Origin of the sequence: Aestuariivirga sp., from assembly GCF_046294715.1 — a bacterium.
In the GTDB taxonomy this organism is placed as follows: Bacteria; Pseudomonadota; Alphaproteobacteria; order Rhizobiales; family Aestuariivirgaceae; genus Aestuariivirga.
The window spans coordinates 51,040-77,789 of sequence record NZ_JBKBKI010000018.1; the positions used below are offsets into that span (position 1 = coordinate 51,040).

Consider the following 26,750-nt stretch of genomic DNA (forward strand, 5'->3'; position numbering starts at 1 on the left):
GATAATGTGACTATTGACTGCGTTCTGCTCGGCAATTATATGTCACTCTTACCACGGAGACTAATGCAAAGGACGAAAGGGTCCGCATGCTTAGTTTTATCCGTGATTTTTTGTTTTTGCGTCCAAGGTTTCGCTCCTACGACGGCGGCACTAGCGGTCGCCGCTGGCGGGGCGCGGGCGAGATGGCGAACCAGAATGCCGCCGCACTCGCCGCCCGTGGGAGCCTCGCACGGCGCGCCCGCTACCTCGTCGCCAACAACGCGCTCGCCGCCGCGGGGGTCGAAGCATGGCTTTCGGCGCTGACCGGAACGGGGATCAAGGCGCAGAGCGCGCATCTTGATCCGAACGTCCGGGCGTTGATCAATGTCACTTTCGAGCAGTGGACGGACAAGGCCGACGGGGACGGGCTGACCGACTTCTACGGACTGCAAGCGCTTATCGCGCGGCGCATGGTGGTCGATGGCGAGGCGCTGGCGATCATGTCGGTGGATCAGACCGGGTTGAAGGTCCGCCTTCTGGACCCCGAGCAGCTTGACGGCAGCATGACCCGCGAGCTTGGCGGTGGCGCAAGGATCATTCAGGGCGTCGAGTTCGACGTCGCAGGACGCCGGATCGCCTATCATATCTTCCGCGATCGTCCCGGCCTGGGGATGGCGCTAACGCCGATCCGGGTTCCCGCCGAGGACGTGCTGCACATTTTTCGCGTCGAGGTTCCCGGTCAGGTGCGCGGCGTCTCATGGTTCGCGCCGATCCTACTTCGCCTCCGCGAGTACGACGAAGCCATCGACGCGCAGCTTGTGCGCCAGAAGCTCGCCGCGATGCTGGCGGGCTTCATCGTGGACCCGGAAGGCACGGCAGCGGGCTTCGCCAGCGGTGAGCAGCCGAGCCTCGCGGGGCTGGTGGAGAGTGGTCTTGCTCCCGGCACGCTCTCTGTTCTCAATTCCGGGCAGGACATTCGGTTCAGCGATCCGCCGCAGATCGCCAGTGAGGCCATCGACTTCCTCCGCATTACCGCCCGCGAGATCGCATCCGGTCTTGGTGTTCCCTACGAGGCGCTGACGGGCGATCTGAGCAGCGTCAACTACAGCAGCATTCGGGCGGGCCTTGTCGAGTTCCGCCGCCGTGCCGAGGCGATCCAGCACGGGGTTCTCGCCTTCCAGCTTCTCCGTCCGGTCTTCCGCCGCTGGATCATCACCGAGAGCCTGGCGGGACGCCTTGGCGCTCCCGGCTCCGACCTTGAGCCACTCATGGCGGTGCGCTGGATCACGCCGAAGCAGCAGTGGGTCGATCCCCTCAAGGATGCACAGGCCGAAGCCACCGCCATCGCGGCGGGCCTCATGTCGCGGCGCGAAGCCATCGCATCGCGCGGTTACGACATTGAACAGGTGGACGCCGAGATCGCTGCCGACAATGCGAGGGCCAAGACCCTCGGCCTCGACTTCACAGCCAAGCCAGCCAGCCAGAAGGAGCCTTCCGAATGACCACCGCCACCGAGTTGATGAACGGCGTCACCCTTGTTTCGCCGCAGAGCAAAGAGCGCGAGGAAATCATCGCAAGCCTTACCGCGCAGATGGCGGCCTCCATCCTGCGGTCGGGCGTCTCGCTCGATGATACCGTCGCCGTGACGCTGGTGCTGAGCGACGATGGCTGGATGCCTCTGTGGATCGAGAACCTAATGCCGCGCGCCATCGCGCTTGCCCGCAGGGCGCTGACCATCGCGGAGGTCATGGACGTGGATATTTCCGACAGGGAGATCAGGCATTGAACGAGCAGCATGTCGTCATCACCCGTCGCGCCCCTCTGACGCCGCAGTCTTGGAACACCGAGGAGCGCACGCTTGAGGTAGTCTTTTCCACTGGCGCACCTGTTGAGCGTTACGACGCGCGCGGTGCCTATGAGGAACGTCTTTCATTGGATCAGGATTGGAGCGACTTCAAGGGCGCTCCGGTTCTGAACTCGCACCGCCGTGGCAGCGTTGAGGATGTGATCGGGTCCGTACAGTCCGCATGGACGGTCGGGCAGGAAGCCCGCGCCATCATCAAGCTGTCACGGCGGGCCGACGTCGCTCAGATTGTGCAAGATATTCTCGACGGCATCCTGCGCGGCGTGAGCGTGGGTTATGTCGTTCATGAATGGAAGGAATTGGCTGAGAGCGCGCGGCGCGTGAAGATCGCGACCCGCTGGCAGCCTGTTGAGCTTTCCATCGTCCCAATTCCTGCCGACCGTCTTGCGACCATCAGAGGTCAAGACATGACTACTCCGAACCCGGCGACCACGCCGAAGGATCAGGCCACGCCCGTGGATCGGGCAGCCATCGACAACGAAATCCGCTCCATCGCGGGTCTTGCGAACCTCGACCGCTCTTGGGCGGACGAGCAGATCGGCAACGGCGCGAGTGCCGAACAGGCCCGCGCTGCCGCCTTTGAGGCGATGCAGCAGCGGAGCCAGCAGACGCGGACAATCAACAGCACGGCGCACAACGACCGCACGCTGGACAATCCCGAGGTCTGCGTCCGCGCGATGGGCGAGGCGACCTTCGCTCGCACCAATCCTTCGCACCAGCTTTCCGGTGCGGCCCGCGAATTCGCCCACAAGAGCATCCCCGAGTTGGCTGAGATCGCCCTTCGGTCTGCGGGCATCTCTACCACCGGGCTTTCCAAGTCGAGCATCGTCACGCGCGCCCTGCACAGCACCAGCGACTTCCCGTTGGCAATGGCCGACGCGGTGAACCGCACGGTGCGGCAGTCCTACGAGGCCCAGGCCTCGGCTCTCACGCAGATCGCCCGCATGGTAACGGTGAGGGACTTCCGGCCCGTGACCCGGATCAGCGCCAGCCAGTTCTCGGCTCTTGAGAAGGTCAATGAGAACGGCGAGTACAAGCGCGGGACCTTCGAGGAAAGCGGCGAGAAGATCAGCATTGCCACCTTCGGCAGGATGTGGGCCGCCACGCGGCAGCTTCTCGTCAACGACGATCTCGGCATTATGACCACGGCGGCGACCAAGATGGGCGCGGCAACGGCGGCACTGGTCGCCAACAATCTCGCAGCCGTCTGGCTGGCAAACAGCGGCCTTGGCCCACAGTTAAGCGACGGCAAGAAGGTGTGGGACGCCTCGCACGGGAACCTCGCATCCGGCTCTGACAAGGCTGCTCCTTCCGATGCCACGCTGAACGCAGCCCGTATGGCGATGCGCGGCCAGCGCGACGCATCGGGCCAGCCCATTGCCATTGAGCCGAAGGTGCTTCTGGTTCCCCCCGCGCTCGAAACCGCCGCACAGAAGCTTCTCGCAAGCATCTACGCGACGACGGTGAACGACGTGAACCCGTGGGCCGGGACGCTCAAAGTCATGGTCGAACCGCGCCTCACCAGTTCGAAGGCTTGGTATCTGATCGATCCGGCCAACGGCGATCTGGAAAGCGCCTTTCTTGAGGGTGAGACGGGTCCGGTGATCGAGAGCCGTGCGGGTTGGGACGTTGACGGCGTCGAAATCAAGGTTCGCCTTGATCACGGCGCGGCCTTCGTTGACTGGCGCGGCGTCTATCGGAACCCCGGCGAGTGATCCCCATGACCACTGCCGCCGATCTTCGTTCGCAGCTTGAGAGCCTCCACAAGGCGAGGGCCTCGGGCGTCCGGTCCATCGAGTTCGCCTCGGGCAATGGCTCGTCCCGCCGCATCGAATACAAGGACGATGCGCAGATGGCAGCGGCCATTGCCGATCTGGAGCGCCGGATCGCAGCCATCGAAGGTCGGCGGGTTTCCACCATCCACATTCACACCTCGAAAGGACTTTGATCCATGAAGAACTTCGTGCAGCCGGGCCATAACATCACGGCCCTTGCGCCGATCGGAGGCGTCGCATCGGGCGATCCGGTTCTCATCGGCAATCTGTTCGGCATTGCCTCGACCGACGCGGCGGAAGGAGCCGAAGTCGAGCTTGGCACGGTCGGCGTCTACGACATCGGCAAAGCCGCCGTCGCCGTCTCGGCGGGCGACATCGCCTATTTCGACGCCACAGCCGGCAACGTTACGACCGATGATGCGACCGGGTCCAATCTCCGCGTCGGCATCTTCGTCGCTGCCGCTGCCGATAGCGCCACCATTGGCCGCGTCCGCCTGGACGGCGCGGCAACGTAATCCACGGGGGTGTCTAGCATGGCGGAAAGCCCGCTGAGCCTCATGTCTCCCCCGAAGTTGAAGAAGGCATGAGGCAGCCAAGGGGCCTTTCGCGCTCATGGCCGAGCGTAGCAAGTAGGTCTGCCCTCGGGGATGCGGACCCTGCCAAGACCTACAGGCCCGACGAAACTGCCCCCGGCCTTCGGGCCGGGAGGCACCTATCCCATTGAAAATACCACGGAGACGAACGCTGTGACTGGAACAACTCGCCTATGGGCGGGGCGAAGACGCCCGCCCGTCTTTGAGGAAGCCGAATGGCCGAAAGGTCTGATAGACGTGATGACGCGGAGGTCGGCAAGCTTTGCCGGGAACTCATCCTCGCCCTTGCCGAGCTAGAAGAAGGTAAGGATCACGCCCGGCAAGCTGCCAATCGCCTCCGCGCCAAAACCACGGAGACGAGAAAATGAAGCAGTCCAGACGCGGTGCGATCTATGCCAGATACAGCAGTGACAGACAGAATGACCGATCCGTCGAAGATCAGGTGATGCTCTGCCGCGAGTTCGCAGAGCGCAATGGCATCAAGATTGTGGCAACCTATTCCGACAGGGCCAAGTCGGGGGCGTCCTTGCATGGGCGCGACGGCATCTTGGAAATGCTCGTCGCTGCCAAGGCTCGCTCATTCGATGTTTTGGTAATCGAGGACCTTGATCGTCTGGCGCGCGATCAGGGCGATCTCGCCACGATCCACAAGCAGTTCAAGTTTGCGGGCATCGAGATTGAACAGCTCAGCGGCGGCAAGGTGAACAGCTTGCAGGTTGGTCTCGCTGGCCTCATGGGGCAGCAGTACTTGGAGCAGCTCGCCGACAAGACCAAGCGCGGCATGGCGGGCAATATCCGCGAGGGCAAGAGCGCGGGCGGTCAGGGCTACGGCTACCGTGCAGTGGAAGGAAAGCCGGGCGAGCTTGCGATTGTCGAGGCCGAGGCGGAGGTAGTGCGGCGCATCTTCGACCTCTACCTTGGCGGCATGGCTCCCCGCGCCATCGCGGGCCTTCTGAACCGCGAATGCGTCCCTGCCCCACGCGGCCTGAAATGGAACGCCAGCACCATCAACGGCAACGGCAAGCGCGGCTGCGGCATCCTCCGCAACTCGCTCTATTGGGGCCTCCGGACGTGGAACAAGAACAGGATGGTGAAGAACCCCGATACGGGCAAACGCGTCTCCCGCGCGAACCCCGAGAGCGAGTGGCGGACCAGTGAGGTTCCAGCACTTGCCATCATCACCAAGGAGAAGTTCGTCGCGGCACAAAAGATCAAGGCCGACAGGTCGCACACCTACACAATGGGGGACCCGATCCCCCGGAAGCCTCGCCTCCTGTCCGGGCTGCTCCGCTGTGGCTGCTGCGGTTCTGGCATGGTGCTGCACGGCAGCAGCCGGGGTCGCCAGCGGATCGGATGCAGCCGCAAGAAAGAAAGTGGAACGTGCCAGAACCGCTCACTCTACTACCTTGACGAGATAGAGCAGACGGTGATGACTGATCTCCGCAAGCTCCTTGGCGGACCGGAAATGCTGCAAACCTTTGTCGCAAGGTATCGCGAAGCAGCGCGGAAGCGGTCGGCAGGGGCAGCCCGCCAGAAGTTCGATCTGGAGCGGAAGCTGGCTGATCTCACTGGACGGCGAAAGCGCCTTCTGGACCTCTACGAACGGCAGGATGGCGTCGACGCAGAGGAAACCGCCGCCCGCCTTAAGGCCCTTTCGGACGAAGCCAAGGCGGTCGAGGCCGAACTGGAACTGGCCGTGGCGGCAGTTCCCGTCATCGAACTGCACCCTGAGGCTCTGGCGGCATTTCACAGGTCCATCGGGGCATTGGCAGACAGGCTGAACGAGCTATGGACGCTTGATCCGGGGAAGGTGGCCCCATTCAGGCAGTTGGTGGAACGGGTAATCGTCCTTCCCGGCCATCCGACTACGATTGAAGTGAAAGGACGGCTTGGGGCGCTTACTCGCCAGCCCGAACGCGTGCTGAGAACGGTGGTAGCGGGGGAGGGAGTTGAACCCCCGACCCCAGGATTATGATTCCCGTGCTCTAACCAACTGAGCTACCCCGCCGGAGATGGCGCGCATATAGGTTCAGGCGCAGGCCGAAGTCAAGCTGCCTCTCCGGGGTCGGCATCGCTTTCGGCCCCCTTCTTGAAAAAGGTCCGCCAGAAGGAGATGAACAGGAAATAGGCGCTTGCCGCCACCCACACCCAGAGCTGGATGTCCTCCACCCGGCCCCAGTCGCTGCGGTCCTTGGCCTGGATGATGAGGCTGAGCGACATGGCCGCCCACAGCACCGTCATGGGAATGGTGATCTCCCGCCAGTCGGTCACCCGGAGGGGGTGCACGAACTTGATGGGGATGAAGGTCAGCACGCAGAGCACGGCCACGGTGATGATGTTGGCGAGCGGCCCGGACTGCAGCACGAAGAAATACAACACCACCACGTTCCACACCGCGGGGAAGCCGACGAAGTAGTAATCGTCCGACTTCATGCCGACATTGGCGAAGGTGTAGCAGGAGACCGCCATGATCGCCGCCGCCGAGATCAGGCTCCAGGTCTGGCCGGAAAAAATGAATTCCAGCGGCGTCATGTTGAACCAGTAAACCATGAGCGCCGGCACGGCGACGTAGGTGAAGTAATCGATTACGTTGTCGAGTGTCCGCCCGTCGACGTTGGGGGTGTATTCGAGCACCCTCGCCTTCCTGGCGAGCGTTCCGTCCACCCCATCCACGAACAGGGCGAGGCCCAGCCACATGAAGGCGGCGACCGGATCGTTTTTAAGAACGGAGACCAGCGCCAGGAAGCCCAGAACGATTCCGCAGGTCGTAAAGGCATGGACGGCCCATGCCACACCCCTCTTCACATCACGGTCGATGTTGGGATGCAGATTGATCTTGGCCAAGACGCTGATACTCCCGCGGTGAAACTCGACTATAGGAAAGCCGCCGCCCCAAGGCAAATGGGTCAGCGCCGCTTGCGGAATTCCAGCAGGGTGAAGAAGCCGAATGGTTTCACCGGGGTGCGCGACACCAGCTCGAGCTCCTCGCACACGAGAATCGCCTGAACCGGGAATTCCGGCCGCCACCCGAGGCGCGCGGCATAGCGCGACAGCGACCGCTCGAGCGCTCCGCGCAGGCCTTCTTCCACGCTGAAGTGGTTGCAGATGAGCACGGTGCCGCCGGGCTTCGTCACCCGCGCCAGCTCGCGCATCACCTTGACCGGATCGGGCACCACGGTCATGACGAACATTGCGGTGGCAACGTCGAAGCTCTGGTCGGCGAAATCAATGGCGGTTGCGTCCATTTCGAGCAGGGCCTCGACGTTGGATTGCCCCTCCCGGCTCACGCGCTCGCGCGCCCGGGCCAGCATGTCGGGCGAAAGGTCGATGCCGGTCACGCGGAGCTGCGGCCCGTAATGCGGAAGAGCCAGGCCGGTACCCACCCCCACTTCGATAAGGCGGCCGGAAAAGCAGTTGGCGCGGGCCGTCACGCTGCGGACGGCGGCTTCGACGAATTTTCCGAAGGTCCTGTCATAGACGGGCGCCCAGCGGCGGTAGGCCTGGCGAACGTCGGAAGCGTCGATGGCGGCAAGTCCGCGGGATCCCCGGGCTGTCAAGTCTCGTCCCTCCATGCACCCCGGTCCGGGGCCTTCAGGCAACGGGCCAGTCGGAGCAGGGTTTCAGGCGCGAGCGATGATTCCGCCGCCAAGCACCCGCATTCCGGCTCCTTCTCCCTCATATAGCACACAGGCCTGCCCGGGCGAAACGCCGTACTCCCCGCCGCGCACCGTGACGACCGGCTCCTCGCCTTCGAGCCTGATGTCGGCCGGCATGGGTGGGCGCGAGGAGCGGATCCTCGCATGGACCTGCCTGCCCTCGGTTCCCAGGGGCTGCTCGCCCAGCCAGTTGAGCTGCCCGACCCGGATTTCGGTGCGCTTCAGCGCTTCGCGCGGGCCGACCACCACCCTCCGGCTGGCCGGATCGAGCTTCACGACGTAGAGCGGCTCGCCCCCGGCGATTCCCAGTCCCCTACGCTGCCCGATGGTGAAATGGATGATTCCGTCATGACGCCCGAGCACCCTTCCCTCGAGGTCGACGATGTCGCCCGGCTCCACTCCCTCCGGCCGGAGCTTGCGGATGAGTTCGGCATAGCGGCCGTCCGGCACGAAACAGATATCCTGGCTGTCCGGCTTCTCCGCCACGGTGAGGCCGAGACCCGATGCGATGGCGCGGGTCTCCGCCTTGCTGAGGGTGCCGAGCGGAAACCGCAGGTAGTCGAGCTGCGCCTGGGTCGTGGCGAAGAGGAAGTAGCTCTGGTCCCGCGACAGGTCGGCGGGCGTGTACATGTCGCGCCGGCCCGTGCCATCGCCCCGCGCCCGGGTTTCGACGTAGTGTCCCGTGGCCAGTGCTGCGGCATCGAGGTCGCGCGAGCGTGAAAGGAGGTCGGCGAACTTCACGGTTCGGTTGCAGGTCACACAGGGAACGGGTGTTTCGCCGGACAGGTAGCTCGTCACGAACTCGTCGATTACCGCCTCGCGGAAACGCGATTCGAAATCGAGGACGTAGTGCGGAATGCCGAGCGCGGCAGCGGCCCGCCGCGCATCGTGAATGTCCTGGCCGGCACAGCAGGCCCCCTTGCGCCGCACGGCCTCGCCATGATCGTAGAGCTGCAGGGTGATGCCCACGACGTCGAAGCCGGCCGCCTTGAGGAGTGCCGCGGTGACGGTGGAATCGACCCCGCCCGACATGGCGCAGACGATGCGGACGCAGGACGGGTCTCCGGCGATGCCGACCGTCTCGCGCACGTTCTCGATGAGGGCCTGTCCGATCATGATGAGCGTCTAGATGGGCGTTTCCGCACCCAAAGTAAACCGGAAGCTTGCCCGGATTGTGCTGAAATGACACCTCCTAAACCAGAGGATTTGCGAAATCTTCATATGTACTTAGGCCATTTTTAAGGCCCCGGGCATAGTCTTGGGCCTTGTGAGTAGCTGCGTATGGGTTGAGTTTCCTTCATGAACGGTCAGTTGCGTTCTCGCGTGAACTACGTCATCGGGCCCGATGGCAGCCCGCTGACGGTCGCCGATCTCCCCCCTCCCGGCAACCAGCGTTGGGTGATCCGCCGCAAGGCGGAGGTGGTGGCGGCCGTGCGCGGCGGTTTGTTGAGTCTCGAGGAGGCCTGCGAGCGCTACGTGCTCACCGTCGAGGAGTATCTCAGCTGGCAGCGTTCGATCGACCGGCACGGCCTGGCGGGCCTGCGCACCACGCGCATCCAGGACTACCGGCAGTAGGCCGCGGCACCTCGCAAGGTTTCTAGCGGGCCGGACTCCTTCCAGGGGTCCGGCCCCTTCATCTGTTGCGCTGGAGGCACCCCGTCTTTCGCACCGGCGGGCGATATGCCAATTTCGCCGCATGAACGTGTTGGTGCTCTTTGCACATCCGAGAAGCCGGACCTCCGTCGTGCAACGGGCGATGCTGCAGGCAATCGCCGGGCTGGAGCGCGTGACCATCGTCGATCTCTATGCCGAGTACCCGTCTCTGGACATCGACGTGGGGCGCGAGCAGCAACGGCTGCTCGAGCATGAGTTCATCGTGCTTCAGCATCCCTTCTACTGGTATTCCTCGCCCGCCATCCTCAAGGAATGGCAGGACCTAGTGCTGGAGAACGGGTGGGCCTATGGGCCGGGCGGAACGCGCCTGGCGGGCCGCTTCCTGATGTCGGCGGTCTCCACCGGCGGGTCCGAAACGGCCTACCGCGAGGGCGGCCGCAACAGGTTCGACGTCTCAGAGTTCCTGAGGCCCTTCGACCAGACCGCCCATCTCTGCTCCATGGCCTATCTCGCACCATTCGTCGTCCATGCCGGCCGCCGCCTCTCGCCCGAGGCGCTGGCCGCCGCCGCGGCCGCCTACCGGGAGCTGATCACCGGCCTCAGGGACGGCGCCATCGATCCGCTCGCGCGGCTTGCCGAGGGCTATACCCTCCCGCCGCGCTTTGCCGGGGAACGCCGCTGATGCACCTCGAAGACCTGTTGCTCGGCGCCTTCATCTACCTCGCCGCCGCGGTGATCGCCGCGCCGCTGGCCACCCGCCTCGGCCTCGGCTCGGTGCTCGGCTACCTGGTGGCCGGCATGGTCATCGGTCCCTCGCTCCTCGGATTGGTGGGGCGCGAGGGTGCCGACGTCATGCACTTCGCCGAGTTCGGCGTCATCGTCATGCTCTTCCTGGTCGGCCTCGAACTGCAGCCGTCGAAGCTGTGGACGCTGCGCAAGCCCATTCTCGGCCTGGGCGGGCTGCAGGTGGTGCTGACGGCGGCCGCCATCGGCCTTGCGGCCAGCCTCTTCGGCGCCTCCTGGCGGACCGCCCTCGCCATCGGGCTGATCCTCGCAATGTCCTCGACCGCCATCGTGCTCCAGAGCCTGAACGAGCGCGGCCTGCTCAAGACCTCCGCAGGCCAGTCCTGCTTCTCCGTCCTGCTCTTCCAGGACATCGCGGTGATCCCGATCCTGGCACTCCTGCCGCTCATCGCCGCCGCCCGCCCGCATGACGCTCACGGTGCCAGCCTGATCGGCGATCTCCCGGGCTGGGCGCAGACCCTCGCCGTGCTTGCCGCCGTTTCGGCGATCGTGCTCGCCGGGCGCTTTCTCATGCGACCGCTGTTCCGCCTCGTCGCCGGAACGGGAATACGCGAGGTATTCGTCGGGCTGGCGCTCCTCATCGTCGTCGGCATCACGCTGCTGATGCAGCTCGTCGGGCTCTCGGCGGCGCTCGGCACGTTCCTCGCGGGCGTCGTGCTGGCCGAGAGCGAGTACCGCCACGAGCTGGAAATGGATCTCGAGCCCTTCAAGGGGCTGCTGCTCGCGGTGTTCTTCATCGCGGTGGGGGCGGGTATCGACTTCTCCCTGCTCATCGATGAGCCGCTCCTGGTGCTGGGCCTCGTCGCCGGCTTCGTGGCGGTCAAGCTGGGGGTCCTGTTCCTGCTCGCCCGCCTCTTCGGCATGAGCGGTGCGGATTCCTCCCGCTTCTCCTTTGCCCTGGCCCAGGGCGGCGAATTCGCCTTCGTCCTGATTTCCTTCGCGGCCGGCCTCGGGTTGCTTGCCGTTGCCCAATCCTCGCTGCTGGTGGCCGTCGTCGCCCTCTCCATGGCGCTGGCGCCGCTCCTGATGATCCTCGACGAACGCGTCGTGCAGCGGCGCTTCGCGCTGTCTCCCTCGGCCCGCGAGAGCGACCGCATCGAGGAGACCGGAAACCAGGTCATCATCGCGGGCCACGGCCGCTTCGGCATGACGGTGGGCCGCGTGCTGCAGGCGAACGGGATCCGGGCCGTGGTTCTCGACCATGACGCCGAGCAGATCGAGGCGCTCCGCCGGTTCGGCTTCAAGGTCTATTACGGCGACGCCTCGCGCCCCGACCTCCTGGAAGCCGCCGGCGCGGCAGAGGCGAAGGCCCTGGTGATCGCCATCGACGACCAGGAAAAGGCGCTCGACATCGTTGAAACGGCCCGCCGCCACTTCCCCGGGTTGCACGTGCTCGCCCGTGCCTTCGACCGGGTCCACGCCTACCGCCTTCTCAATGCGGGCGTTACGGACGTCCACCGCGAGGTCTTCGCCTCATCCGTCGATCTCGGGGAGCAGCTTCTCGTCCGCCTCGGGGTCCACCCCTTCGAGGCGCACCGGGCCGCGATGCGGTTCAAGGCGCATGACGAGGAACTCGTCCGGAGGTCAGCCCGGCACGTCGACGATACCCAGCAGCTGATCGACATCGCCCGCCAGGGGCGCGAGGAGATCGAGCGCGTGCTGGCGGCCGATGCCGGCGGCAGGCGCCAGGGACCGGACCAGGCCTGGGAAGCACCCGACGACAGCCGCGAAGATGCCCCCCTGTCCCCGGGGCGTGAGAAGCTCTAAACAGCGCCGGCAACAGCCCCAAGGAAGAGCCGATGGCAGACTCCATCCACGACGTCAAAATCGACCCGCGCAACCTCGACATCCTCATTTCCGTGAACGGCGAGCTGGTACCGCGCGGCCAGGCCATGATCTCCGTCTTCGATTCGGGCTTCATCCTGGGCGACGGCGTGTGGGAGGGCCTGCGCATGGTGAAGGGCGGCGTTCCGTTCCTGCGCGAGCACGTCGAGCGGCTCTACGAGGGCGCCAAGGCGATCTTCATGGACATCGGCCTCACGCCGGAGGAACTGGTGAAGCGCCTATTCGACTGCCTCGACGCGAACGGAATGGAAGACGGCGTCCACATCCGCCTGATGGTGACGCGGGGCGTCAAGGCCACCCCCTACCAGGATCCGCGCGTGACGATCTCCGCGCCAACGATCGTCATCATCCCGGAATACAAGGAGCCCAACCCCGAGAAATCGCAGAGGGGTCTCGTCCTTCACACCGTGAACGTCCGCCGCGGCTACCCCGACGTGCAGGATCAGAAGCTTAACTCACATTCCAAGCTCAATTGCATAACTGCTTGTATCCAGGCCGCAAATGCCGGGGCGGACGAGGCCCTGATGCTCGACCCGCACGGCTTCGTCGCCACCTGCAACTCCACCCATTTCTTCATCGTCCGCCGCGGCGAGCTGTGGACCTCGACCGGCCAGTACTGCATCCCCGGCATCACGCGGGGCAACATGATCCGGCTCGCCGGGCAACTGGGCATCCCCGTCTTCGAGAAGCCGTTCTCGCTCTATGACGTCTATGGCGCCGACGAGGCCTTCGTCACCGGCACCTTCGCGGGCCTCATCCCGGTGCGCGTGATCGACGGCCGTCCGGTGCGTCATCCCATGTCGAAGGAGGAGTGGTCCGGCGCCGGGCCGATTTCCCAAAGGCTCTCCGCGGCTTACAAGGAACTCTGTGCAAAGGACTCGCGGAGGAGTCTGTAAATGCCGAATATCGCCATGTGGTCGGGGCCCCGCAACATCTCGACGGCCATGATGTATTCCTTCGGGAACCGGCCGGACTGCGTGGCCTGGGACGAGCCCTTCTACGCCTTCTCCCTGGTCCACCACGGCAACGACCACCCCATGCGCGACGAGATCATCGCCTCGGGCGACAGCGACTGGGCGAGCCTGGTGAGCAAGTGCCTTGCCCCGGCCGAGAGGCCGGTCTTCTACCAGAAGCACATGACCCACCACATGCTGAAGGGCTACGACCGCTCATGGATCAAAGGCCTCACCAACGCCTTCCTGATCCGTGAGCCGGAGCGCGTGCTGGCGAGCTACACCCGCAAATGGTCGGAGGTGAGCCTCCGCGACATCGGCTTCCTAGAGCAGGCCGAGATCTTCGACATGGTGGCCGATCACCTCGGCCATGCGCCGCCCGTCGTCGATGCCGACGACATCCTCGCCGACCCGCAAGCGATGCTCACCAAGCTCTGTTCCGCCTGCGGCATCCCGTTCGACGTGGCGATGCTGAACTGGCCCAAGGGGCCGAAGACCTTCGACGGCGTCTGGGCTCCCCACTGGTACAATGCGGTATGGGAGTCGACGGGATTCGGCGCGCCGCCGCCGCCCGCCCCTGCCCTGCCGGCGGCTTTGCAGCGCATCGCGGAGGAAGCGCGCCCGCTTTACGAGAAGCTGAAGGCCAGAAAGCTGTAGGGAGAGCGAAGGCTCAGCGCATCACCTGCGCGGCCGCGGCCTGCGGCATGGCCGAGGCGGCACCCGATTCCTTTTCCGCCAGCATTTCCGCGCGTTTCAGCTCCTGCTCCTCGGATTCGAGGGCGGCCTGGGCCTCGGCCAGCTGGTCCCGCAACTCGGCGATCGAACGCATGAGATTGTCGCGCCGGCCGCGCGCGGCCTTGGCGGAGAGCGAGTAATTGAAGTGGCTGGGGTCGGTCACGCCGTTCCGGCTCTCCTCGAACTTCACCTGCTGATCGAGTTCTTCATATTTGCGCATGAAATCCTGGATCATGAAGTCGATGTCGGCGACTTGCCGGCGCTTTTCCTCGGTGCGGAAGCGATGCAGCCGAAGAAGCGTTTCGCGTGAACGCATGGTTGACCCCTTGCTCTACTCAACTCACTCTGGGAGACGCTGCGGGCGTCCCCTTTTCACGATTCCGCGAATCAACTACGCACAGGATTCCGGTGCTCGTTCTCCGTCATGATGTACCGGTAAGCTTAAGGGTGGGTAAACCGGCTTCGCATGCCGGTGAACGGGCAGCATGGCGCCGTCGCGCCAGGTCTTGTCCTACATGTGGTGGCTGCGGGGGATCTGCCACTACATCTCGGTTAATGCGTCAACAGGTTGCGTATGGTGAATTAGGTTTTGTTAACCTTTACCGGCTTATCTTGGTCGGCAACGTTAACGGTTAGTGTGGCGCGGGCCTGTTCGGCCGCGCAGGCCGGGGGCCCCGCGGCGGGGCTGGACCAAAGGGGATTTGAGATGAGGGTATTGCTGATCGAGGATGATACCGCGACGGCCCAGAGCATAGAGCTGATGCTCAAGTCGGAGGGTTTCAACGTCTACACGACCGACCTCGGCGAGGAAGGCGTCGACCTCGGAAAGCTCTATGATTACGACATCATCCTGCTCGACCTGAACCTGCCGGACATGTCTGGCTATGAAGTGCTGAAGACGCTGCGCGTGGCCAAGGTCAACACGCCGATCCTCATCCTGTCGGGTCTCGCCGGCATCGAGGACAAGGTGAAGGGCCTGGGCTTCGGCGCCGACGACTACATGACGAAGCCCTTCCACAAGGACGAGCTGGTGGCGCGCATCCACGCCGTGGTGCGCCGCTCCAAGGGCCATGCGCAATCGGTGATCGTCACCGGCGATCTCTGCGTCAACCTCGACACCAAGACGGTCGAGGTGGGCGGCGCGCGCGTGCACCTGACTGGCAAGGAATACCAGATGCTGGAGCTTCTCTCGCTCCGCAAGGGCACCACGCTGACGAAGGAGATGTTCCTCAATCATCTCTATGGCGGCATGGACGAGCCTGAGCTGAAGATCATCGACGTCTTCATCTGCAAGCTGAGGAAGAAGCTCGCCAACGCCGCGGGCGGCAAGAACTTCATCGAGACCGTGTGGGGGCGGGGCTACGTGCTGCGCGAGAACGCGCCGCCGATGGGCGAGGATCTGCGCGAGAGCGCATGAGACCGAGCCTCGAAGCCTGACACCGCCACCGCGCCCTTCCCGTGCGGAGGGAGGGCCGTTCAGCGCGCGCTGCTCGTTCTCGCTGCGCGCGCCAATTCCTTCACGCCGCTGTCACCAGCACGTCCGCACCGTCCATGCCCATGCTGAGCGAAAGGCCGGCCGAGCGGGCAAGCTGCTTGGCGTAATAGGGCTGCACCAGCCTCGCATCGAGAGCGGTCAGTTCCACCGTGCCGTCGAGCACCTGGGCGATGGGCTCCGGCACCTTGGCGCGGTCGCCCTGGGCGCGGGCGGCGAAGCTGTCGCCCTCCACCGTCACGGTGACGAGCCCGCCGCGCGGAATTCCCGCCATGGCCATGAGCATCATGTTGAGCACCAGCTTCACCTGCTGCTTCGGCCGGTTCTCGCGCGGCGCGTTCCACTCGAGCTTCACCTTCTCCTCGCCGACGAAGGCCTTGGCGATCTCGCCCGCCTCGCCCATGTCGATGAGCGCCCCGGCCGAACCCGCCGCGCCGAAGGCAATGCGGCAGAACTTGAGCTTGGCCGCCGCCGTTCTGGCCGAGGTGCGGACCATGGCGAGTGCCGTCTCCTTCGTCTCCTCGTCCATCTCGGGATCGTCGATCAGCTCGAGCCCGTTGGCGATGGCGCCGACGGGCGAGATCACGTCATGGCAGACGCGGCTGCACAGCAGCGCCGCGAGATCGAGATCGGAAAGTTTCCCTTCGAGGGGCGAGAGATCGGACATTGGGCACCCGGAGAATGATTCGTGTGACTCTTGTACCATCGGACACATATAATTTCCGCATTGACGGAAGCCCTCCCAGCGACCATGAAGCGCCCGCAATCCGCCGGAGCCCTTCACAGATGAAACCCAGCCCCTCGCCCTTCCTGCAGCCGCTGATCGACCTCGCGATACTCGCAGGGCGCGAAATCATGGCGATCTACGCCACCGATTTTTCGGCCAAGGCCAAGGGCGACCTGACGCCGGTGACCGAAGCCGACGAGGCGGCCGAGCGCATCATCCTTGCAGGCCTCAAGAAGCTCGACCCCTCCATTCCCGTGATCTCCGAGGAAGCGGCCTCCGCCGGAATGATACCCGACGTCGCGACCCGCTTCTTCCTCGTCGATCCGCTCGACGGCACCAAGGAGTTCATCTCGAAGAACGGCGAGTTCACCGTGAACATTGCCCTGGTCGAGAATGGCTCGCCCGTCGCAGGCGTCGTCTACGCCCCGGCACTCCGCCGCATCTTCTGGGGCGAGGCCGGCAAGGGCGCCGCCCAGGGCACCGTCGAGGCCGATGCCGCGGGCACCTGGCAGCCACTCGCCGTGCGCCCGCTTCCCGCCGAAGGCGCCACCGTGGTGGCCAGCCGCTCCCACCGCGACCAGGCCACCGAGGAGTTCCTGAAGAAGCTGAAGGTGAAGGCGCTGTGCTCGGCCGGCTCCTCGCTCAAGTTCTGCCTGGTGGCGGCGGGCGAGGCGGATCTCTACCCCCGCTTCGGCCGCACCATGGAATGGGATACCGCGGCGGGCCACGCCGTGCTGCTGGCGGCCGGGGGCAAGGTGATGACGGTGGACGGGCCCGCCCTCACCTACGGCAAGCGGTCGCGCGGCTATGACAATCCGGGTTTCATCGCCAGCGCCTGAGGCATCGCTGCCTCTTGACGAAGCATTAACCAAGCCTAAAGCCACTCCCGGTAGTCTGGCAGGCGAGGCGGGTCTCTGCCATGGCATTGCCATGAGCGCCCGGCAGATCCGGCAGTGTCCAAGTGAGGTCTCCATGCTGAAGAAGAAGCTGATCGTGTCGCTGGCTCTCGCCGTCCTGGCCGGAGCGGCACTTCCCGCCGCCGCCCAGACCACGGGCTCCGTCTCCAAGGCGGAGCGCACCTCCGCCGAAACCTACACCACCGAGGAAATCCTCACCGCCGGGCACAAGTTCTTCGGCAAGACCACGCGGGAACTCGCCCGCGCCGTCGAGTACGTCTTCTCGATCCAGGGCGAGCCCACGGCCTATATCGTGGGCGAGGAAGCGGCAGGCTCCTTCGTCGGCGGCCTTCGCTACGGCGAGGGCACCATCTACTACAAGAACGGCCACAAGCAGCGCATCTACTGGCAGGGACCCTCTGTCGGCTTCGATTTCGGCGCCAACGGCTCGCGCAGCCTGGTGCTGGTCTATAATTCGGAAAGCCCGGAGGACCTCTACACCCGCTTCGGCGGCGTCGAGGGTTCCGCCTACATGATCGGCGGGCTTGGCGTGAACTTCCAGCAGCGCGACGAGATCGTGCTGGCGCCGATCCGCACCGGGGTGGGCGCGAGGCTGGGCGCCAATGTCGGCTACCTGAAATATTCCCGCCGCCCGAACTGGAACCCCTTCTGATCGAGGCCGGTGCCCGCCGCAGGGGGGCAGCGTCGAAGTCATGGTTTCGTCACGTTTCTCGGCTCTTTCGGGGCCGAAAGGAAACCATGACATGCTCGATACCGTGAAGCGGGCCGCCCTGGCCATCCCCCTCCTCGCCGTCGCCTTTTCCGGTGCTGCCCACGCCGAGACGCCTCAGGGCGTGTGGGCGATGTCCAACGGCAAGGTGACCGTGAAGGTGGACGACTGCAACGGCAACCTGTGCGCCCGCATCGTCGGCCTGGCCGAGCCGATCAGCAAGATCGACGGCAAGCCCAAGGTTGACCGCGAGAATCCCGATCCCGCCAAGCGCAAGCGGCCGCTCATTGGCCTGTCGATCCTGATCGGCATGAAACCTGAGCGCGAAAACCTCTGGCGCGGCGCCATCTACAACCCCGACGACGGCAAGACCTACAGCGCCACCCTCCGCTACGAGGGCGACAGCATGAAGGTCAAGGGCTGCGTTGCCGGCATCCTATGCAAGACCAACACCTTCGTGCGCGCCGACTGACCCCCTGCCGCTGGCCTTTCCCGGGGCTTTTGGCTAAAAAGAGCAGATTGCCGGAGGCCCAATGTCTCAGACGGAGACGATACTGCTCATCGTGCTCGGCTTCTCGCTGGCGAGCCTCATCGCGCTCTTCCTCGGGCGGCTGATGTGGACGGCGGCGCTGAAGCTCGGTGCGCGCCGCATGCAGCGCCAGGTGCCCTCCTCACTCGTCGGCCTCCAGACCGAGCGCGACAGGCTGCGCGCCGAATATGCCATGCTCTCCCAGCGCCTCGGCGCCAGGCTCGAATTGGCGAACCTCCGGATGGCCGAACAGATGGCAGAGGTCAGCCGCCATCGAAATCGACTGCAGGCGATGGAACAGGCCGAGGCGGGCCGCACCGGCGAGATCCGGCGGCTCATCGACCGGGCAGAGGCGCTGGAAGCGGAACTCGCCGGCAGCAAGGCGCAGGAGACCGAGCTCCGCGCGATGCTCGCGGCCAAGGAGGAGCTGCTCCGCAAGCTCCTCCAGCGGCGCAGCGAGGAAGCCGCAACGCCACCTCCCAGGCAGCGCGAGGCGCCCTTCGAGGGCCTCGACCCCGAACTCCGCCTGCGCCAGCGGATCGAGAAGCTGACCGAACTTGCGCGCGCCACCCCGAAGGACGACGACGACGTATCCGTACACGCGCCGCCTCCGGCCCCTGCCGACACCCTGGTCGCCGAAAAGCTCGCCGAGGCTGAGCGCGAGACGGAGGACCTCGAGAAGGAACTCCGCAAGCTCGACGAGGAATGGGCGCAGCGCCTCGCCGAGGAAGAGAAGTCGGGGGGAACCGGTTCGCCCGCCGTGGCCAACGTGATCTCTCTCGCCAGCCGCATCCGCGATCTCAAGAAGGGGCTGGGCTCCTCCAGCTGAGCCCGTCTTGCCGCATTCTTTCCCGGACGTTACACAGCTGAGCTGCATGGGAGGAACGACAATGGACAAGCCCGTCTTCGACAAGAGCAAGCTGCCGAGCCGCCATGTGAGCGTGGGGCCCGAGCGGGCGCCGCACCGCTCCTACTACTATGCCATGGGCCTGACCGCCGAGCAGATCAGGCAGCCCTTCGTCGGCGTCGCCTCCTGCTGGAACGAGGCCGCGCCCTGCAACATCGCGCTGATGCGGCAGGCGCAGGCGGTGAAGAAGGGCGTTTCCGCCGCGAGCGGCACGCCGCGCGAATTCTGCACCATTACCGTGACCGACGGCATCGCCATGGGCCACCAGGGCATGAAGGCCTCGCTCGTCTCGCGCGAGGTGATCGCCGACTCGGTCGAGCTCACCATGCGCGGCCATTGCTACGACGCGCTCGTCGGCCTCGCCGGATGCGACAAGTCGCTGCCCGGCATGATGATGGCCATGGTGCGCCTCAACGTGCCCTCGATCTTCATCTATGGCGGTTCGATCCTGCCCGGCATCTTCCGCGGCCGCCAGGTCACCATCCAGGACATGTTCGAGGCGGTCGGAAAACATTCCGCCGGCCTCATGTCGGACGAGGACCTGGACGAGATCGAGAAGGTGGCCTGCCCCTCCGCCGGCTCCTGCGGCGGCCAGTTCACGGCCAACACCATGGCGACGGTCGCGGAGGCGATCGGCCTGGCGCTCCCCTATTCCTGCGGTGCGCCCGCCCCCTACGAGGTACGCGACACTTTCTGCTACACGGCGGGCGAGAAGGTGATGGAACTCATCGCCCGCAACATCCGCCCACGCGACATCGTGACGAGGAAGGCCCTCGAGAACGCCGCAACCGTCGTCGCCGCGTCCGGTGGTTCCACCAACGCCGCGCTTCACCTTCCGGCGATTGCACATGAGGCGGGGATCACGTTCGACCTCTTCGACGTCGCCGAGATCTTCAAGAAGACGCCCTACATCGCCGACCTGAAGCCCGGCGGGCGCTACGTGGCCAAGGACCTGTTCGAGGTGGGCGGCATCCCGCTCCTCATGAAGACGCTGCTCGACCACGGCTTCCTGCACGGCGACTGCATGACCGTGACGGGGCGCACCATGGCGGAGAACATGGCCGCGGTGAAATGGAACGAGCACCAGGACGTGATCCGCCCCGCGAACCAGCCCTTCACGCCCACGGGTGGCGTCGTCGGCCTCAAGGGCAACCTCGCGCCGGAAGGCGCCATCGTGAAGGTGGCCGGCATGAAGACCCTGAAATTCTCGGGCCCGGCCCGCTGCTTCGACAACGAGGAGGCCTGCTTTGAGGCCGTCTCGAAGAAGCAGTACAGGGAGGGCGAGGTGCTGGTCATCCGCTACGAGGGCCCGCGCGGCGGCCCCGGCATGCGCGAGATGCTGGCCACCACCGCCGCCCTCTACGGCCAAGGCATGGGCGACAAGGTGGCGCTCATCACCGACGGCCGCTTCTCCGGCGCCACACGCGGCTTCTGCATCGGCCATGTGGGCCCGGAGGCGCAGCTCGGCGGCCCGATCGGGCTCCTGAAAGACGGCGACATCATCACCATCGACGCGGTCGAGGGAATTCTTTCCTGCGATGTATCCGACGAGGAAATTGCCCGCCGCCGCAAGGAGTGGCGCCCGCGCGAGCACGGCTACAACTCCGGCACGCTGTGGAAATACGCCCAGCAAGTGGGACCGGCGGTGAACGGCGCGGTCACCCACCCCGGCGGTGCCGCGGAGACGAAGACCTACGCCGACGTCTGAAGCGCCTCCCAGGCAAGCCCGCCCGCATAGCGATGGGTGATGCTCCCATCGTCATCCATTGCGAAGAGGTGGAGCCAGCCATTGTCCACGAGGTCCCGCAGATGGGCGTGGCGGGCGATGACGCCGTTCATCGCCTCGCGCGGCGCGGCGATCATCACCGAGAGCCGCACCGGATCGTGCACGAAGCGCTTTCCGTCATGCACCGATTGAAGCGGCAGGCCCGAACGCAGGTTGCCGCTGTTGCCCTCCAGCACGCCGAAGGTGCCCACCGCATTGTGGAGCACCTTGTTGCCGCAGCCGAAGTTGTCGTTGTCCACCGTGGAGCCGAAATACTGAAGGCTGATCCAGCTCGCCACGACGAGGGGGGCGGTCATGATGAGTTCGAGCACCTTGAAACCCTGGTCCTGCCGCCATTCATAGGAGTGGAGGAAGGCGCGGCCCTCGAGATCGGCCCCGGCGGTGAACCGCCGCGGCGCGGCGATGAAGGCGTTGCAGCCGGCGAGACCCCACTCGGGCCGCACCTGGCTCCAATCCGCGCCGCGCCGGGCGACGTCCCCCGAGCCTCCGAGCCTCACCGAGCGTTCGGCCCGCGCCGCCGCGCCGGCCCCGGCAAGCTGCGCCCTCGCCCATGCAAGGTCCTGTGCGGCAACGCCACGCAGGCCGTCTGCATCGAACACGGTCACCTCGTCGGTCGTGGTGTTGTGAAGCGCGCCGAGGAACAGCGTATCCTGGGGGATGGCGATGCCCCTCTCCGCCAGCGCGGCGCGCACCGCATCATCGTTCAATACCGCCGCCATCACCCGCGCATTGGCCTCGCCCGTGTGCCCGCCGCAGGCCCCGCAATCGAGACCGCTGGCATGGAGATTGTTGATGCTGGAGGAGCCATGCCCCACCAGCAGCACGAGTCTGGCGAGACCGGTGGTGAGCGACATGCCGCGGAGCGCGCCCTCCGCCATGGCGATGCGGTCTTGCAGCGCAATGCCGGCCACTGCGGGTCTGCAGCCCGGCGATGCCGCAGCGGCGGGCCTGCCGGAGAAGCCGAGACTGTCGGCCACGAGCTTGAAACCGAAACCCGCGCCGGCCGTCTCGACGAAGCCGAAGGATGCAACGCCGCCCTGCTTGAATGAGGCCCACACCTGCGCGGCCTTCTTCCGGAGCCCCATCGCCGCGGCAAGCCTGTTCGTCTCACCTGCGCCGCCAGCCGCCTCCTCGGCAACCTCCAGGGCGGGCTTCAGCAGCACGGGAACCTGCTCGCGCGGCTCCGCGGCGCCGAGCGGCCGGTAGCTCAGCGGGGCGCCGAAGAAGCCCGCAAAGCCCACAGTTTCGATCTCCTCTCCCCGCTTCTCCAGCGCCCGCCGGAAGACTTCCGAACGCACGTCGATGCAGAACACGGCTTGCAGCCGCGGCCTCGCGCCAGGAACAGGCCGGGCAGCCGGGAACTTGGCAAGCATCACCCGCTGCCGCGCCTGCTCGTAAGCCGCATGGGCGAGGATGAGGAGATGAAGTGCGTCCCGCTTCTCCTCACTCCCTGCCCTCGCCTCGAGCACCCCCTGCCGCCAGCGCGGCAGCAAGCTTTCCTCCCCGATGGCGCGCGCGATGCCATGCTCCCAGGCGAGCCGGATGGCGAGGAATTCGGCCAACGTGCCGTCCCGCTCGCCCGCGAGTTCCTTCTTCCAGCCCAGCTGGCGCCCATAGGAGGCCCAGCCGCCGAGGCTGAAGAGCAGCCGGTGGAAGTAGTCGGCCAGAGTCTCCGGCGCGAGCCCGAGTGCGGCCACGCACCTCGCCATCGCCGCCTCAGGATCGGCAGGAAGACCGGCGATCGCGCGCCGGAAGCCGTTGAGGCCCATCACCTCCGGCGTGAGGTCCAGCACCGCCTCTTTCCGCCAGGCGGCATAGGGGGGAAGATCCTGCGTGGGCGATGACCAGAGGCATTGGCCGAGGTCGAAATGATGCGAAGCCCAGTGCGAGATGCGATCCGTCACAAGCGCGGGCCAGTCCTTCCCCGTCAGCGCCCTCGCCGTATCCGCGACGGTGGGAAGGATGCCGCTCTCCGGCCCACTCGCCTGCCGGAGGGCAGCGGCCAGGGCTGTGGCATCACGCGGCAAGCCCTCGGCTCTCCCGTGCCGCGCAAGCACGTGTGCGAGGTCCGCATCCGTGATCTCGCCCGCCTCCAGCGCCTCTTCATAATGGGACGCGGGCATGGTGAGACGCGCATTCCCCGCCCGTGCCAGCACGTCGGCAGCATCGAAGGCGTCGAACCCGGCGAGGCCCATGAACGGGTTCACCGCGACGAAGCTCCTGAGCGGCCACAGCGGTGCGATCCGGGCGCAGGCCGCCGAGGCGGACCGGGCAACCTCCTCCAGCGACGGCTCCGCGGGCATGGCCGAGGCGGCGACGGCGGAGGCAGAAACATGCATGTTCATGACGGGTCATTCCTCTGGTTCACGACCGGGTCGCGATGCGGTTGAAGACGGAATTGGCATAGAAGCCATTGGAGGCATGGACGAAGACTGCGGAGAGCCGGCCGCCGCGCCTCTGCCCGAGGCCGAGGGCCTGCGCGATGCTCAAGGAGGCGAAGGAGAAGAGCGTCAGCGTCATCAGGCCGAGCATGACGGGGCCGGCAGGCGGCGGGCTCGCCACCGCACCTGACAGGAGCCACAGGAAGCCGAGCTGCAGTGCGTAGTAGGAGGCCGCCACCGCCGCCATGCCGGCGAGGACCCGGCCGATGAGCGCCGCGCCGCCCGCAGCGAGTGCGGCAGCGATGGCCTGCGCCATGCCGAGCACGACGACGCTGCCCAGAACGGCAAGCGCCGGCTTCTCCCAGAGCGCGCCGCCGAACGCCGCACCCGCCGCAGCGAAGATGACGAGCGCTGCAGCGAAGCCGGCGAACACCTGCGCGGGCTTCGCGGGGGTCGCCGCGGGCTTTACCCGCTCCGCCGCGCTCCCGGCCCACAGGAAGGCATGGGCCTTGTAGAGCGAATGCGCGATGATGTGCAGGAGCGCGGAGGAGAAGGATCCGAGCCCGCATTGCAGCAGCATGAAACCCATCTGCGCGATGGTGGACCAGGCGAGCTGCGTCTTGATTCGCGGCTGGGTGAGCATGACCACCGATGCCATCAGCGCCGTGCCCCCGCCGGCGAAGGCGAGCAGCCACAGCGAGGGCGTGGCCCCGACCAGGACGTCCGAGAAGCGCAGCACGATGAAGCCGCCCGCATTGACGATCCCCGCATGGAGCAGCGCCGAAACCGGGGTGGGCGTTTCCATGACCTCGGTAAGCCAGCCGTGGAAGGGAACCTGCGCCGACTTGATGAGTGCTGCGAGCGCGATCAGCAGTGCGGCGGCAAGCCCGCCGCCGCCGAGCCCGCCTTGCGATGCCTCAGCGGCGATCGCTGCGATATCCGTCGTGGAGGTGGCGTTCCACAGCAGCAGGAAGGCGGCGAGAATGGCCAGGTCGCTCACCCGCGCCCCGATGAACTTCTTCCGCGCCGCGAGACGCGCCAGCGGCCGCTCCGGGTAGAAGACGAGGAGCGTGTGCAGCACCAGGCTGAGACCGATCCAGCCCAGGGCGAACACCACGAGATCGCCTGCCAGCGCCAGCACTGCCGTTGCCGCCAGGGTGGCGAGAAGCCGCGCAAAGAACACGTGCTGGCGTTGATCCCCGTCGAGATAGTTGCGGCTGAAGCGGATGACCACGAAGCCCACGAAACAGACCAGCGTCAGGACCGGCAGCGAGATCGCATCGAGCCGGATCGCGGGCGCGATGCCCTGCGCCATCGTGAAGCTCAGCGTTTGCGCGCCGAGAAGCGCGGTGAGGCCGCAGAGCAGCAACGCCAGCCCGAGAGCACCGGCCCCTGCCCAGGCCGCGGGGCCGGCGCTCCGGCGCGGATCGCCCGCGCCGTATCGCACGAGGACGGCGGCGACGAGATAGCTTGCAGGTATGGCAATGGCGAGAAGGAAGAGAACGGCATCGGGCGACATGAGGACTGCTCCGCTGGAGATGCCCTCATCTAGCTCCGGGTCTTCATTCTATAAAATTCAAAGATTGAAACGTTCCGTTCTGTTTTGTAAATGATGACCCATGGCGCAGCTCAACTACAATCATCTCCGCTATTTCTGGGCCGTGGCGCATGAGGGCAATCTCACGCGCGCCGCGCAGCACCTCAACGTCTCCCAGTCCGCCCTTTCGGTGCAGATCCAGAAACTCGAGGCGCAACTCGGGCAGGCGCTGTTCGAGCGCCGCGGCAAGCAGCTGCAGCTGACGGAGGCCGGGCGCATCGCACTCGCCCATGCCGATGCGATCTTCAAGTCGGGAGACGAGATGCTCTCCACCCTCAAGGGGGCCACCCGCCAGCGCCAGGTGCTGCGCATGGGGGCGCTCTCGACCCTCTCGCGCAATTTCCAGATCGGCTTCCTCAAGCCGCTCCTCGGGCGCGCCGACGTCGAGATCGTCATCCGCAGCGGCAGCATGGGCGAACTCCTCCAGCAGCTCGAAGCGTTCCGGCTGGACGTGCTGCTCTCGACCACGCCGCCGCCCCGCGACGCGGCAACGCCGTGGGTGGCGCATCCCGTGGCCGATCAGCCGGTGAGCCTGGTCGGCGCGCCTCCGGGCAGAAAGAAGAAGCGCCCCCTCGAGCAGATGCTGCGCGAGGAGCCGCTGATCCTGCCCACGGCTGAATCGAGCATCCGTGCGGGGTTCGATGCGCTGGCCGAAAGGCTCGGCATCCGCCCCACCATCGCGGCGGAAGTGGACGACATGGCCATGCTGCGCCTTCTGGCGCGCGAGAGGATCGGGCTTGCCGTGGTGCCGCCCATCGTCGTCACCAACGAGCTCGAGAGCGGCATGCTGGCGGAACTTCACCGATTCGAGGAGCTGGCCGAGCACTTTTACGCGATCACGCCCTCGCGGCGCTTTCCGCACCCGCTGCTGAAGCTGCTCGTTCCGAAGCGAAGCCTGAAGGCCTAATCGGCAGCGCCCGTGCGGCGCGTGAGCACCGCGCGTTCGCGGCCCTCGCCATCGAGCAGCACTAGCTCTCCCGTGCCCATGCGCATGCCGCGCACATGGGAAAGCATGTCGAAGAACGCCCGTTCGCGACGCATCACCTCCGGCGGGCAGGCCATGCGGGTAGCGGCGAGAGGCGAGAACGTCAGCCCGTCGCCCGACTGCTGGTACGAGCCCCGGAAGCGATTGCAGCCGCCGGAACCCGCGACCCTGCCGCTTTCCCCGAAACGGATGAAGGGCACGCGTGCCCCCTCCTCCCCAGCGGCCGCCCATTCGCTGCCCGAAAGCACCTGTTCATGACCCAGGGCGGGCGCGGCAACCAGAACCAGGACCACACTGGCATCGAGACCCAGGCGACTCATGAGACGACCTCCTCGAGATGCGTGGAGGATAGCGGGATCAGTCCTGACCGCCCAGCCCTGGCTCGCTCGGTCTTGGTGCCTCGACGGGCGGCTCGGACGTCGACAGCTCCACCTTGGCGCTCAGCCGCTGATAAACCCCGAGGCCGACGACCAGTGCCACCCCGGCGAGGAGCAGCAGCGTGGGATAGAGCATGTTCGAGGGATTGGTTTTGGCTGCGTCGAACACGCTGACGAGCGCCTCGAGAAAAATGGCGATGGCGATGGTGGTGATGAACTTGGTCATGCTCTGGCGTGCCTCGCCCGCTTGCCGCATCTCGCGCCCGCGGATCGCCTCCTCCTCGATCATGTACTTGCCCACGTCGAAAACGGCGATGGCGATGATGGTGTAGCCCACGCCGTCCAGCAGCGCCCGGGCGCTCGGCTCGTCAGGGGGCCAGAACGACTGCAACACCTGGAAGCCGGCGACGAACACCAGTCCCAGTGCGAACAGCATGAGGACCCCGCCCGCCGCGGCAAATGCAGCCCGGGCGAGAATATCGAACAGCCGCATCCGCCGCTCCGCTCTCGAGGCACGAGGACGAG

27 protein-coding genes, 1 tRNA gene and 1 pseudogene are annotated in these 26,750 nt (G+C 65.9%); 18 read left to right on the forward strand and 11 right to left on the reverse strand.

Going from position 1 to position 26,750, the window contains the following annotated elements; translation table 11 throughout:
• The first annotated feature begins 86 nt into the window (after positions 1-86).
• The 6 genes and pseudogenes from ACK4HL_RS13130 to ACK4HL_RS13155 form a co-directional block, all read left to right on the forward strand.
• Positions 87-1,481 (forward strand): phage portal protein, encoded by a 1,395-nt coding sequence (locus ACK4HL_RS13130; RefSeq protein ID WP_409761014.1) that lies wholly within the window; start codon positions 87-89, stop codon positions 1,479-1,481.
• A complete protein-coding gene (locus ACK4HL_RS13135; RefSeq protein WP_409761016.1) occupies positions 1,478-1,765 on the forward strand; it encodes a hypothetical protein in 288 nt (95 codons plus the stop codon). The genes ACK4HL_RS13130 and ACK4HL_RS13135 overlap by 4 nt, the downstream gene beginning before the upstream one ends.
• Positions 1,762-3,558, forward strand: coding sequence for a prohead protease/major capsid protein fusion protein (locus ACK4HL_RS13140; protein WP_409761018.1), 1,797 nt, complete (start codon positions 1,762-1,764; stop codon positions 3,556-3,558). Before ACK4HL_RS13135 ends, ACK4HL_RS13140 begins: the two co-directional genes overlap by 4 nt.
• Before the next feature lie 5 nt (positions 3,559-3,563).
• Entirely contained in the window at positions 3,564-3,791 is a 228-nt protein-coding gene (locus tag ACK4HL_RS13145; RefSeq protein WP_409761020.1) for a phage head-tail joining protein, read from the forward strand.
• A gap of 3 nt (positions 3,792-3,794) precedes the next feature.
• The gene (locus ACK4HL_RS13150) at positions 3,795-4,133 is read left to right on the forward strand and encodes a DUF2190 family protein (RefSeq protein ID WP_409761022.1); all 339 of its coding nucleotides are present in this window, start codon (positions 3,795-3,797) and stop codon (positions 4,131-4,133) included.
• Between the two features lie 523 nt (positions 4,134-4,656).
• Positions 4,657-5,595, forward strand: a pseudogene (locus tag ACK4HL_RS13155) (recombinase family protein); the annotation flags it as partial.
• 9 nt (positions 5,596-5,604) lie between these two features.
• On the opposite strand, the gene ACK4HL_RS13160 reads toward ACK4HL_RS13155, so the two are convergent.
• From ACK4HL_RS13160 to mnmA, 5 genes are all read right to left on the reverse strand, one after another.
• Positions 5,605-5,937 carry a hypothetical protein gene (locus ACK4HL_RS13160; protein ID WP_409761024.1) on the reverse strand — a complete coding sequence of 111 codons (333 nt, stop codon included), beginning with the start codon at positions 5,935-5,937 and terminating at the stop codon, positions 5,605-5,607.
• Between the two features lie 205 nt (positions 5,938-6,142).
• Positions 6,143-6,219: transfer RNA gene (locus ACK4HL_RS13165), tRNA-Met, on the reverse strand.
• A 38-nt stretch (positions 6,220-6,257) separates the two neighbouring features.
• A complete protein-coding gene (locus tag ACK4HL_RS13170; protein WP_409761026.1) occupies positions 6,258-7,055 on the reverse strand; it encodes a CDP-alcohol phosphatidyltransferase family protein in 798 nt (265 codons plus the stop codon).
• Between the two features lie 62 nt (positions 7,056-7,117).
• Positions 7,118-7,768 carry a class I SAM-dependent methyltransferase gene (locus ACK4HL_RS13175; protein WP_409761028.1) on the reverse strand — a complete coding sequence of 217 codons (651 nt, stop codon included), beginning with the start codon at positions 7,766-7,768 and terminating at the stop codon, positions 7,118-7,120.
• Between the two features lie 63 nt (positions 7,769-7,831).
• On the reverse strand, positions 7,832-8,983 hold the full coding sequence (gene mnmA, locus ACK4HL_RS13180; RefSeq protein WP_409761030.1) for a tRNA 2-thiouridine(34) synthase MnmA: 1,152 nt from the start codon (positions 8,981-8,983) through the stop codon (positions 7,832-7,834).
• A gap of 183 nt (positions 8,984-9,166) precedes the next feature.
• Between mnmA and ACK4HL_RS13185 the strand changes: the two genes are divergently transcribed.
• From ACK4HL_RS13185 to ACK4HL_RS13205, 5 genes are all read left to right on the forward strand, one after another.
• The gene (locus tag ACK4HL_RS13185) at positions 9,167-9,442 is read left to right on the forward strand and encodes a DUF1153 domain-containing protein (RefSeq protein WP_409761032.1); all 276 of its coding nucleotides are present in this window, start codon (positions 9,167-9,169) and stop codon (positions 9,440-9,442) included.
• 121 nt (positions 9,443-9,563) lie between these two features.
• On the forward strand, positions 9,564-10,163 hold the full coding sequence (locus ACK4HL_RS13190; RefSeq protein ID WP_409761034.1) for an NAD(P)H-dependent oxidoreductase: 600 nt from the start codon (positions 9,564-9,566) through the stop codon (positions 10,161-10,163).
• Positions 10,163-12,052, forward strand: a complete 1,890-nt coding sequence (locus ACK4HL_RS13195) for a monovalent cation:proton antiporter-2 (CPA2) family protein (RefSeq protein WP_409761036.1) — start codon at positions 10,163-10,165, stop codon at positions 12,050-12,052. The genes ACK4HL_RS13190 and ACK4HL_RS13195 overlap by 1 nt, the downstream gene beginning before the upstream one ends.
• Before the next feature lie 32 nt (positions 12,053-12,084).
• Entirely contained in the window at positions 12,085-13,026 is a 942-nt protein-coding gene (locus tag ACK4HL_RS13200) for an aminotransferase class IV (protein WP_409761038.1), read from the forward strand.
• A complete protein-coding gene (locus ACK4HL_RS13205) occupies positions 13,027-13,740 on the forward strand; it encodes a hypothetical protein (protein ID WP_409761040.1) in 714 nt (237 codons plus the stop codon).
• Positions 13,741-13,753: 13 nt separating this feature from the next.
• Here the strand turns inward: ACK4HL_RS13205 and ACK4HL_RS13210 are convergent, their stop codons facing one another.
• Entirely contained in the window at positions 13,754-14,134 is a 381-nt protein-coding gene (locus ACK4HL_RS13210) for a flagellar export protein FliJ (protein ID WP_409761042.1), read from the reverse strand.
• A gap of 390 nt (positions 14,135-14,524) precedes the next feature.
• On the opposite strand from ACK4HL_RS13210, the gene ctrA reads away from it, so the two are divergent.
• Positions 14,525-15,235, forward strand: a complete 711-nt coding sequence (gene ctrA, locus ACK4HL_RS13215) for a response regulator transcription factor CtrA (RefSeq protein WP_409761044.1) — start codon at positions 14,525-14,527, stop codon at positions 15,233-15,235.
• Positions 15,236-15,335: 100 nt separating this feature from the next.
• Here the strand turns inward: ctrA and chpT are convergent, their stop codons facing one another.
• Entirely contained in the window at positions 15,336-15,977 is a 642-nt protein-coding gene (chpT, locus tag ACK4HL_RS13220) for a histidine phosphotransferase ChpT (protein WP_409761046.1), read from the reverse strand.
• Between the two features lie 119 nt (positions 15,978-16,096).
• Here chpT and cysQ point away from each other — a divergent pair, with 119 nt between their 5' ends.
• From cysQ to ilvD, 5 genes are all read left to right on the forward strand, one after another.
• Positions 16,097-16,876 carry a 3'(2'),5'-bisphosphate nucleotidase CysQ gene (gene cysQ, locus ACK4HL_RS13225; RefSeq protein WP_409761048.1) on the forward strand — a complete coding sequence of 260 codons (780 nt, stop codon included), beginning with the start codon at positions 16,097-16,099 and terminating at the stop codon, positions 16,874-16,876.
• A gap of 133 nt (positions 16,877-17,009) precedes the next feature.
• Complete coding sequence (locus ACK4HL_RS13230) at positions 17,010-17,606, forward strand: DUF1134 domain-containing protein (protein WP_409761050.1); 597 nt, start codon at positions 17,010-17,012, stop codon at positions 17,604-17,606.
• Between the two features lie 91 nt (positions 17,607-17,697).
• The gene (locus tag ACK4HL_RS13235; protein ID WP_409761052.1) at positions 17,698-18,135 is read left to right on the forward strand and encodes a DUF2147 domain-containing protein; all 438 of its coding nucleotides are present in this window, start codon (positions 17,698-17,700) and stop codon (positions 18,133-18,135) included.
• A 61-nt stretch (positions 18,136-18,196) separates the two neighbouring features.
• On the forward strand, positions 18,197-19,021 hold the full coding sequence (locus ACK4HL_RS13240; protein WP_409761054.1) for a hypothetical protein: 825 nt from the start codon (positions 18,197-18,199) through the stop codon (positions 19,019-19,021).
• A gap of 61 nt (positions 19,022-19,082) precedes the next feature.
• Complete coding sequence (gene ilvD, locus ACK4HL_RS13245; protein WP_409761056.1) at positions 19,083-20,807, forward strand: dihydroxy-acid dehydratase; 1,725 nt, start codon at positions 19,083-19,085, stop codon at positions 20,805-20,807.
• Here ilvD and ACK4HL_RS13250 read toward each other — a convergent pair.
• Complete coding sequence (locus tag ACK4HL_RS13250) at positions 20,792-23,230, reverse strand: YbcC family protein (protein WP_409761058.1); 2,439 nt, start codon at positions 23,228-23,230, stop codon at positions 20,792-20,794. The two genes, ilvD and ACK4HL_RS13250, sit on opposite strands and share 16 nt — an antisense overlap.
• Positions 23,231-23,249: 19 nt before the next feature.
• Positions 23,250-24,785 (reverse strand): proton-conducting transporter membrane subunit, encoded by a 1,536-nt coding sequence (locus ACK4HL_RS13255; RefSeq protein WP_409761060.1) that lies wholly within the window; start codon positions 24,783-24,785, stop codon positions 23,250-23,252.
• A 100-nt stretch (positions 24,786-24,885) separates the two neighbouring features.
• Between ACK4HL_RS13255 and ACK4HL_RS13260 the strand changes: the two genes are divergently transcribed.
• Positions 24,886-25,770 carry a LysR family transcriptional regulator gene (locus tag ACK4HL_RS13260; protein WP_409761062.1) on the forward strand — a complete coding sequence of 295 codons (885 nt, stop codon included), beginning with the start codon at positions 24,886-24,888 and terminating at the stop codon, positions 25,768-25,770.
• On the opposite strand, the gene ACK4HL_RS13265 is transcribed toward ACK4HL_RS13260, so the two are convergent.
• Positions 25,767-26,168: an META domain-containing protein gene (locus ACK4HL_RS13265; RefSeq protein WP_409761064.1), complete on the reverse strand. Its 402-nt coding sequence runs from the start codon at positions 26,166-26,168 to the stop codon at positions 25,767-25,769. The genes ACK4HL_RS13260 and ACK4HL_RS13265 overlap by 4 nt on opposite strands.
• Before the next feature lie 37 nt (positions 26,169-26,205).
• Positions 26,206-26,750 (reverse strand): hypothetical protein (locus ACK4HL_RS13270; protein WP_409761066.1); only part of this gene is annotated, 545 nt, incomplete at its 5' end.

What these genes read in the sequence shown, in the direction of transcription:
- ACK4HL_RS13130 (WP_409761014.1), top strand. Translation starts at nt 87, where the DNA reads ATGCTTAGTTTTATCCGTGATTTTTTGTTTTTGCGTCCAAGGTTTCGC.
- ACK4HL_RS13135 (WP_409761016.1), top strand. Translation starts at nt 1,478, where the DNA reads ATGACCACCGCCACCGAGTTGATGAACGGCGTCACCCTTGTTTCGCCG.
- ACK4HL_RS13145 (WP_409761020.1), top strand. Translation starts at nt 3,564, where the DNA reads ATGACCACTGCCGCCGATCTTCGTTCGCAGCTTGAGAGCCTCCACAAG.
- ACK4HL_RS13150 (WP_409761022.1), top strand. Translation starts at nt 3,795, where the DNA reads ATGAAGAACTTCGTGCAGCCGGGCCATAACATCACGGCCCTTGCGCCG.
- mnmA (WP_409761030.1), bottom strand. Translation starts at nt 8,983, where the DNA reads ATGATCGGACAGGCCCTCATCGAGAACGTGCGCGAGACGGTCGGCATC.
- ACK4HL_RS13185 (WP_409761032.1), top strand. Translation starts at nt 9,167, where the DNA reads ATGAACGGTCAGTTGCGTTCTCGCGTGAACTACGTCATCGGGCCCGAT.
- ACK4HL_RS13190 (WP_409761034.1), top strand. Translation starts at nt 9,564, where the DNA reads ATGAACGTGTTGGTGCTCTTTGCACATCCGAGAAGCCGGACCTCCGTC.
- ACK4HL_RS13195 (WP_409761036.1), top strand. Translation starts at nt 10,163, where the DNA reads ATGCACCTCGAAGACCTGTTGCTCGGCGCCTTCATCTACCTCGCCGCC.
- ACK4HL_RS13200 (WP_409761038.1), top strand. Translation starts at nt 12,085, where the DNA reads ATGGCAGACTCCATCCACGACGTCAAAATCGACCCGCGCAACCTCGAC.
- ACK4HL_RS13205 (WP_409761040.1), top strand. Translation starts at nt 13,027, where the DNA reads ATGCCGAATATCGCCATGTGGTCGGGGCCCCGCAACATCTCGACGGCC.
- ACK4HL_RS13210 (WP_409761042.1), bottom strand. Translation starts at nt 14,134, where the DNA reads ATGCGTTCACGCGAAACGCTTCTTCGGCTGCATCGCTTCCGCACCGAG.
- ctrA (WP_409761044.1), top strand. Translation starts at nt 14,525, where the DNA reads ATGAGGGTATTGCTGATCGAGGATGATACCGCGACGGCCCAGAGCATA.
- chpT (WP_409761046.1), bottom strand. Translation starts at nt 15,977, where the DNA reads ATGTCCGATCTCTCGCCCCTCGAAGGGAAACTTTCCGATCTCGATCTC.
- cysQ (WP_409761048.1), top strand. Translation starts at nt 16,097, where the DNA reads ATGAAACCCAGCCCCTCGCCCTTCCTGCAGCCGCTGATCGACCTCGCG.
- ACK4HL_RS13230 (WP_409761050.1), top strand. Translation starts at nt 17,010, where the DNA reads ATGCTGAAGAAGAAGCTGATCGTGTCGCTGGCTCTCGCCGTCCTGGCC.
- ACK4HL_RS13235 (WP_409761052.1), top strand. Translation starts at nt 17,698, where the DNA reads ATGCTCGATACCGTGAAGCGGGCCGCCCTGGCCATCCCCCTCCTCGCC.
- ACK4HL_RS13240 (WP_409761054.1), top strand. Translation starts at nt 18,197, where the DNA reads ATGTCTCAGACGGAGACGATACTGCTCATCGTGCTCGGCTTCTCGCTG.
- ilvD (WP_409761056.1), top strand. Translation starts at nt 19,083, where the DNA reads ATGGACAAGCCCGTCTTCGACAAGAGCAAGCTGCCGAGCCGCCATGTG.
- ACK4HL_RS13250 (WP_409761058.1), bottom strand. Translation starts at nt 23,230, where the DNA reads ATGAACATGCATGTTTCTGCCTCCGCCGTCGCCGCCTCGGCCATGCCC.
- ACK4HL_RS13255 (WP_409761060.1), bottom strand. Translation starts at nt 24,785, where the DNA reads ATGTCGCCCGATGCCGTTCTCTTCCTTCTCGCCATTGCCATACCTGCA.
- ACK4HL_RS13260 (WP_409761062.1), top strand. Translation starts at nt 24,886, where the DNA reads ATGGCGCAGCTCAACTACAATCATCTCCGCTATTTCTGGGCCGTGGCG.
- ACK4HL_RS13265 (WP_409761064.1), bottom strand. Translation starts at nt 26,168, where the DNA reads ATGAGTCGCCTGGGTCTCGATGCCAGTGTGGTCCTGGTTCTGGTTGCC.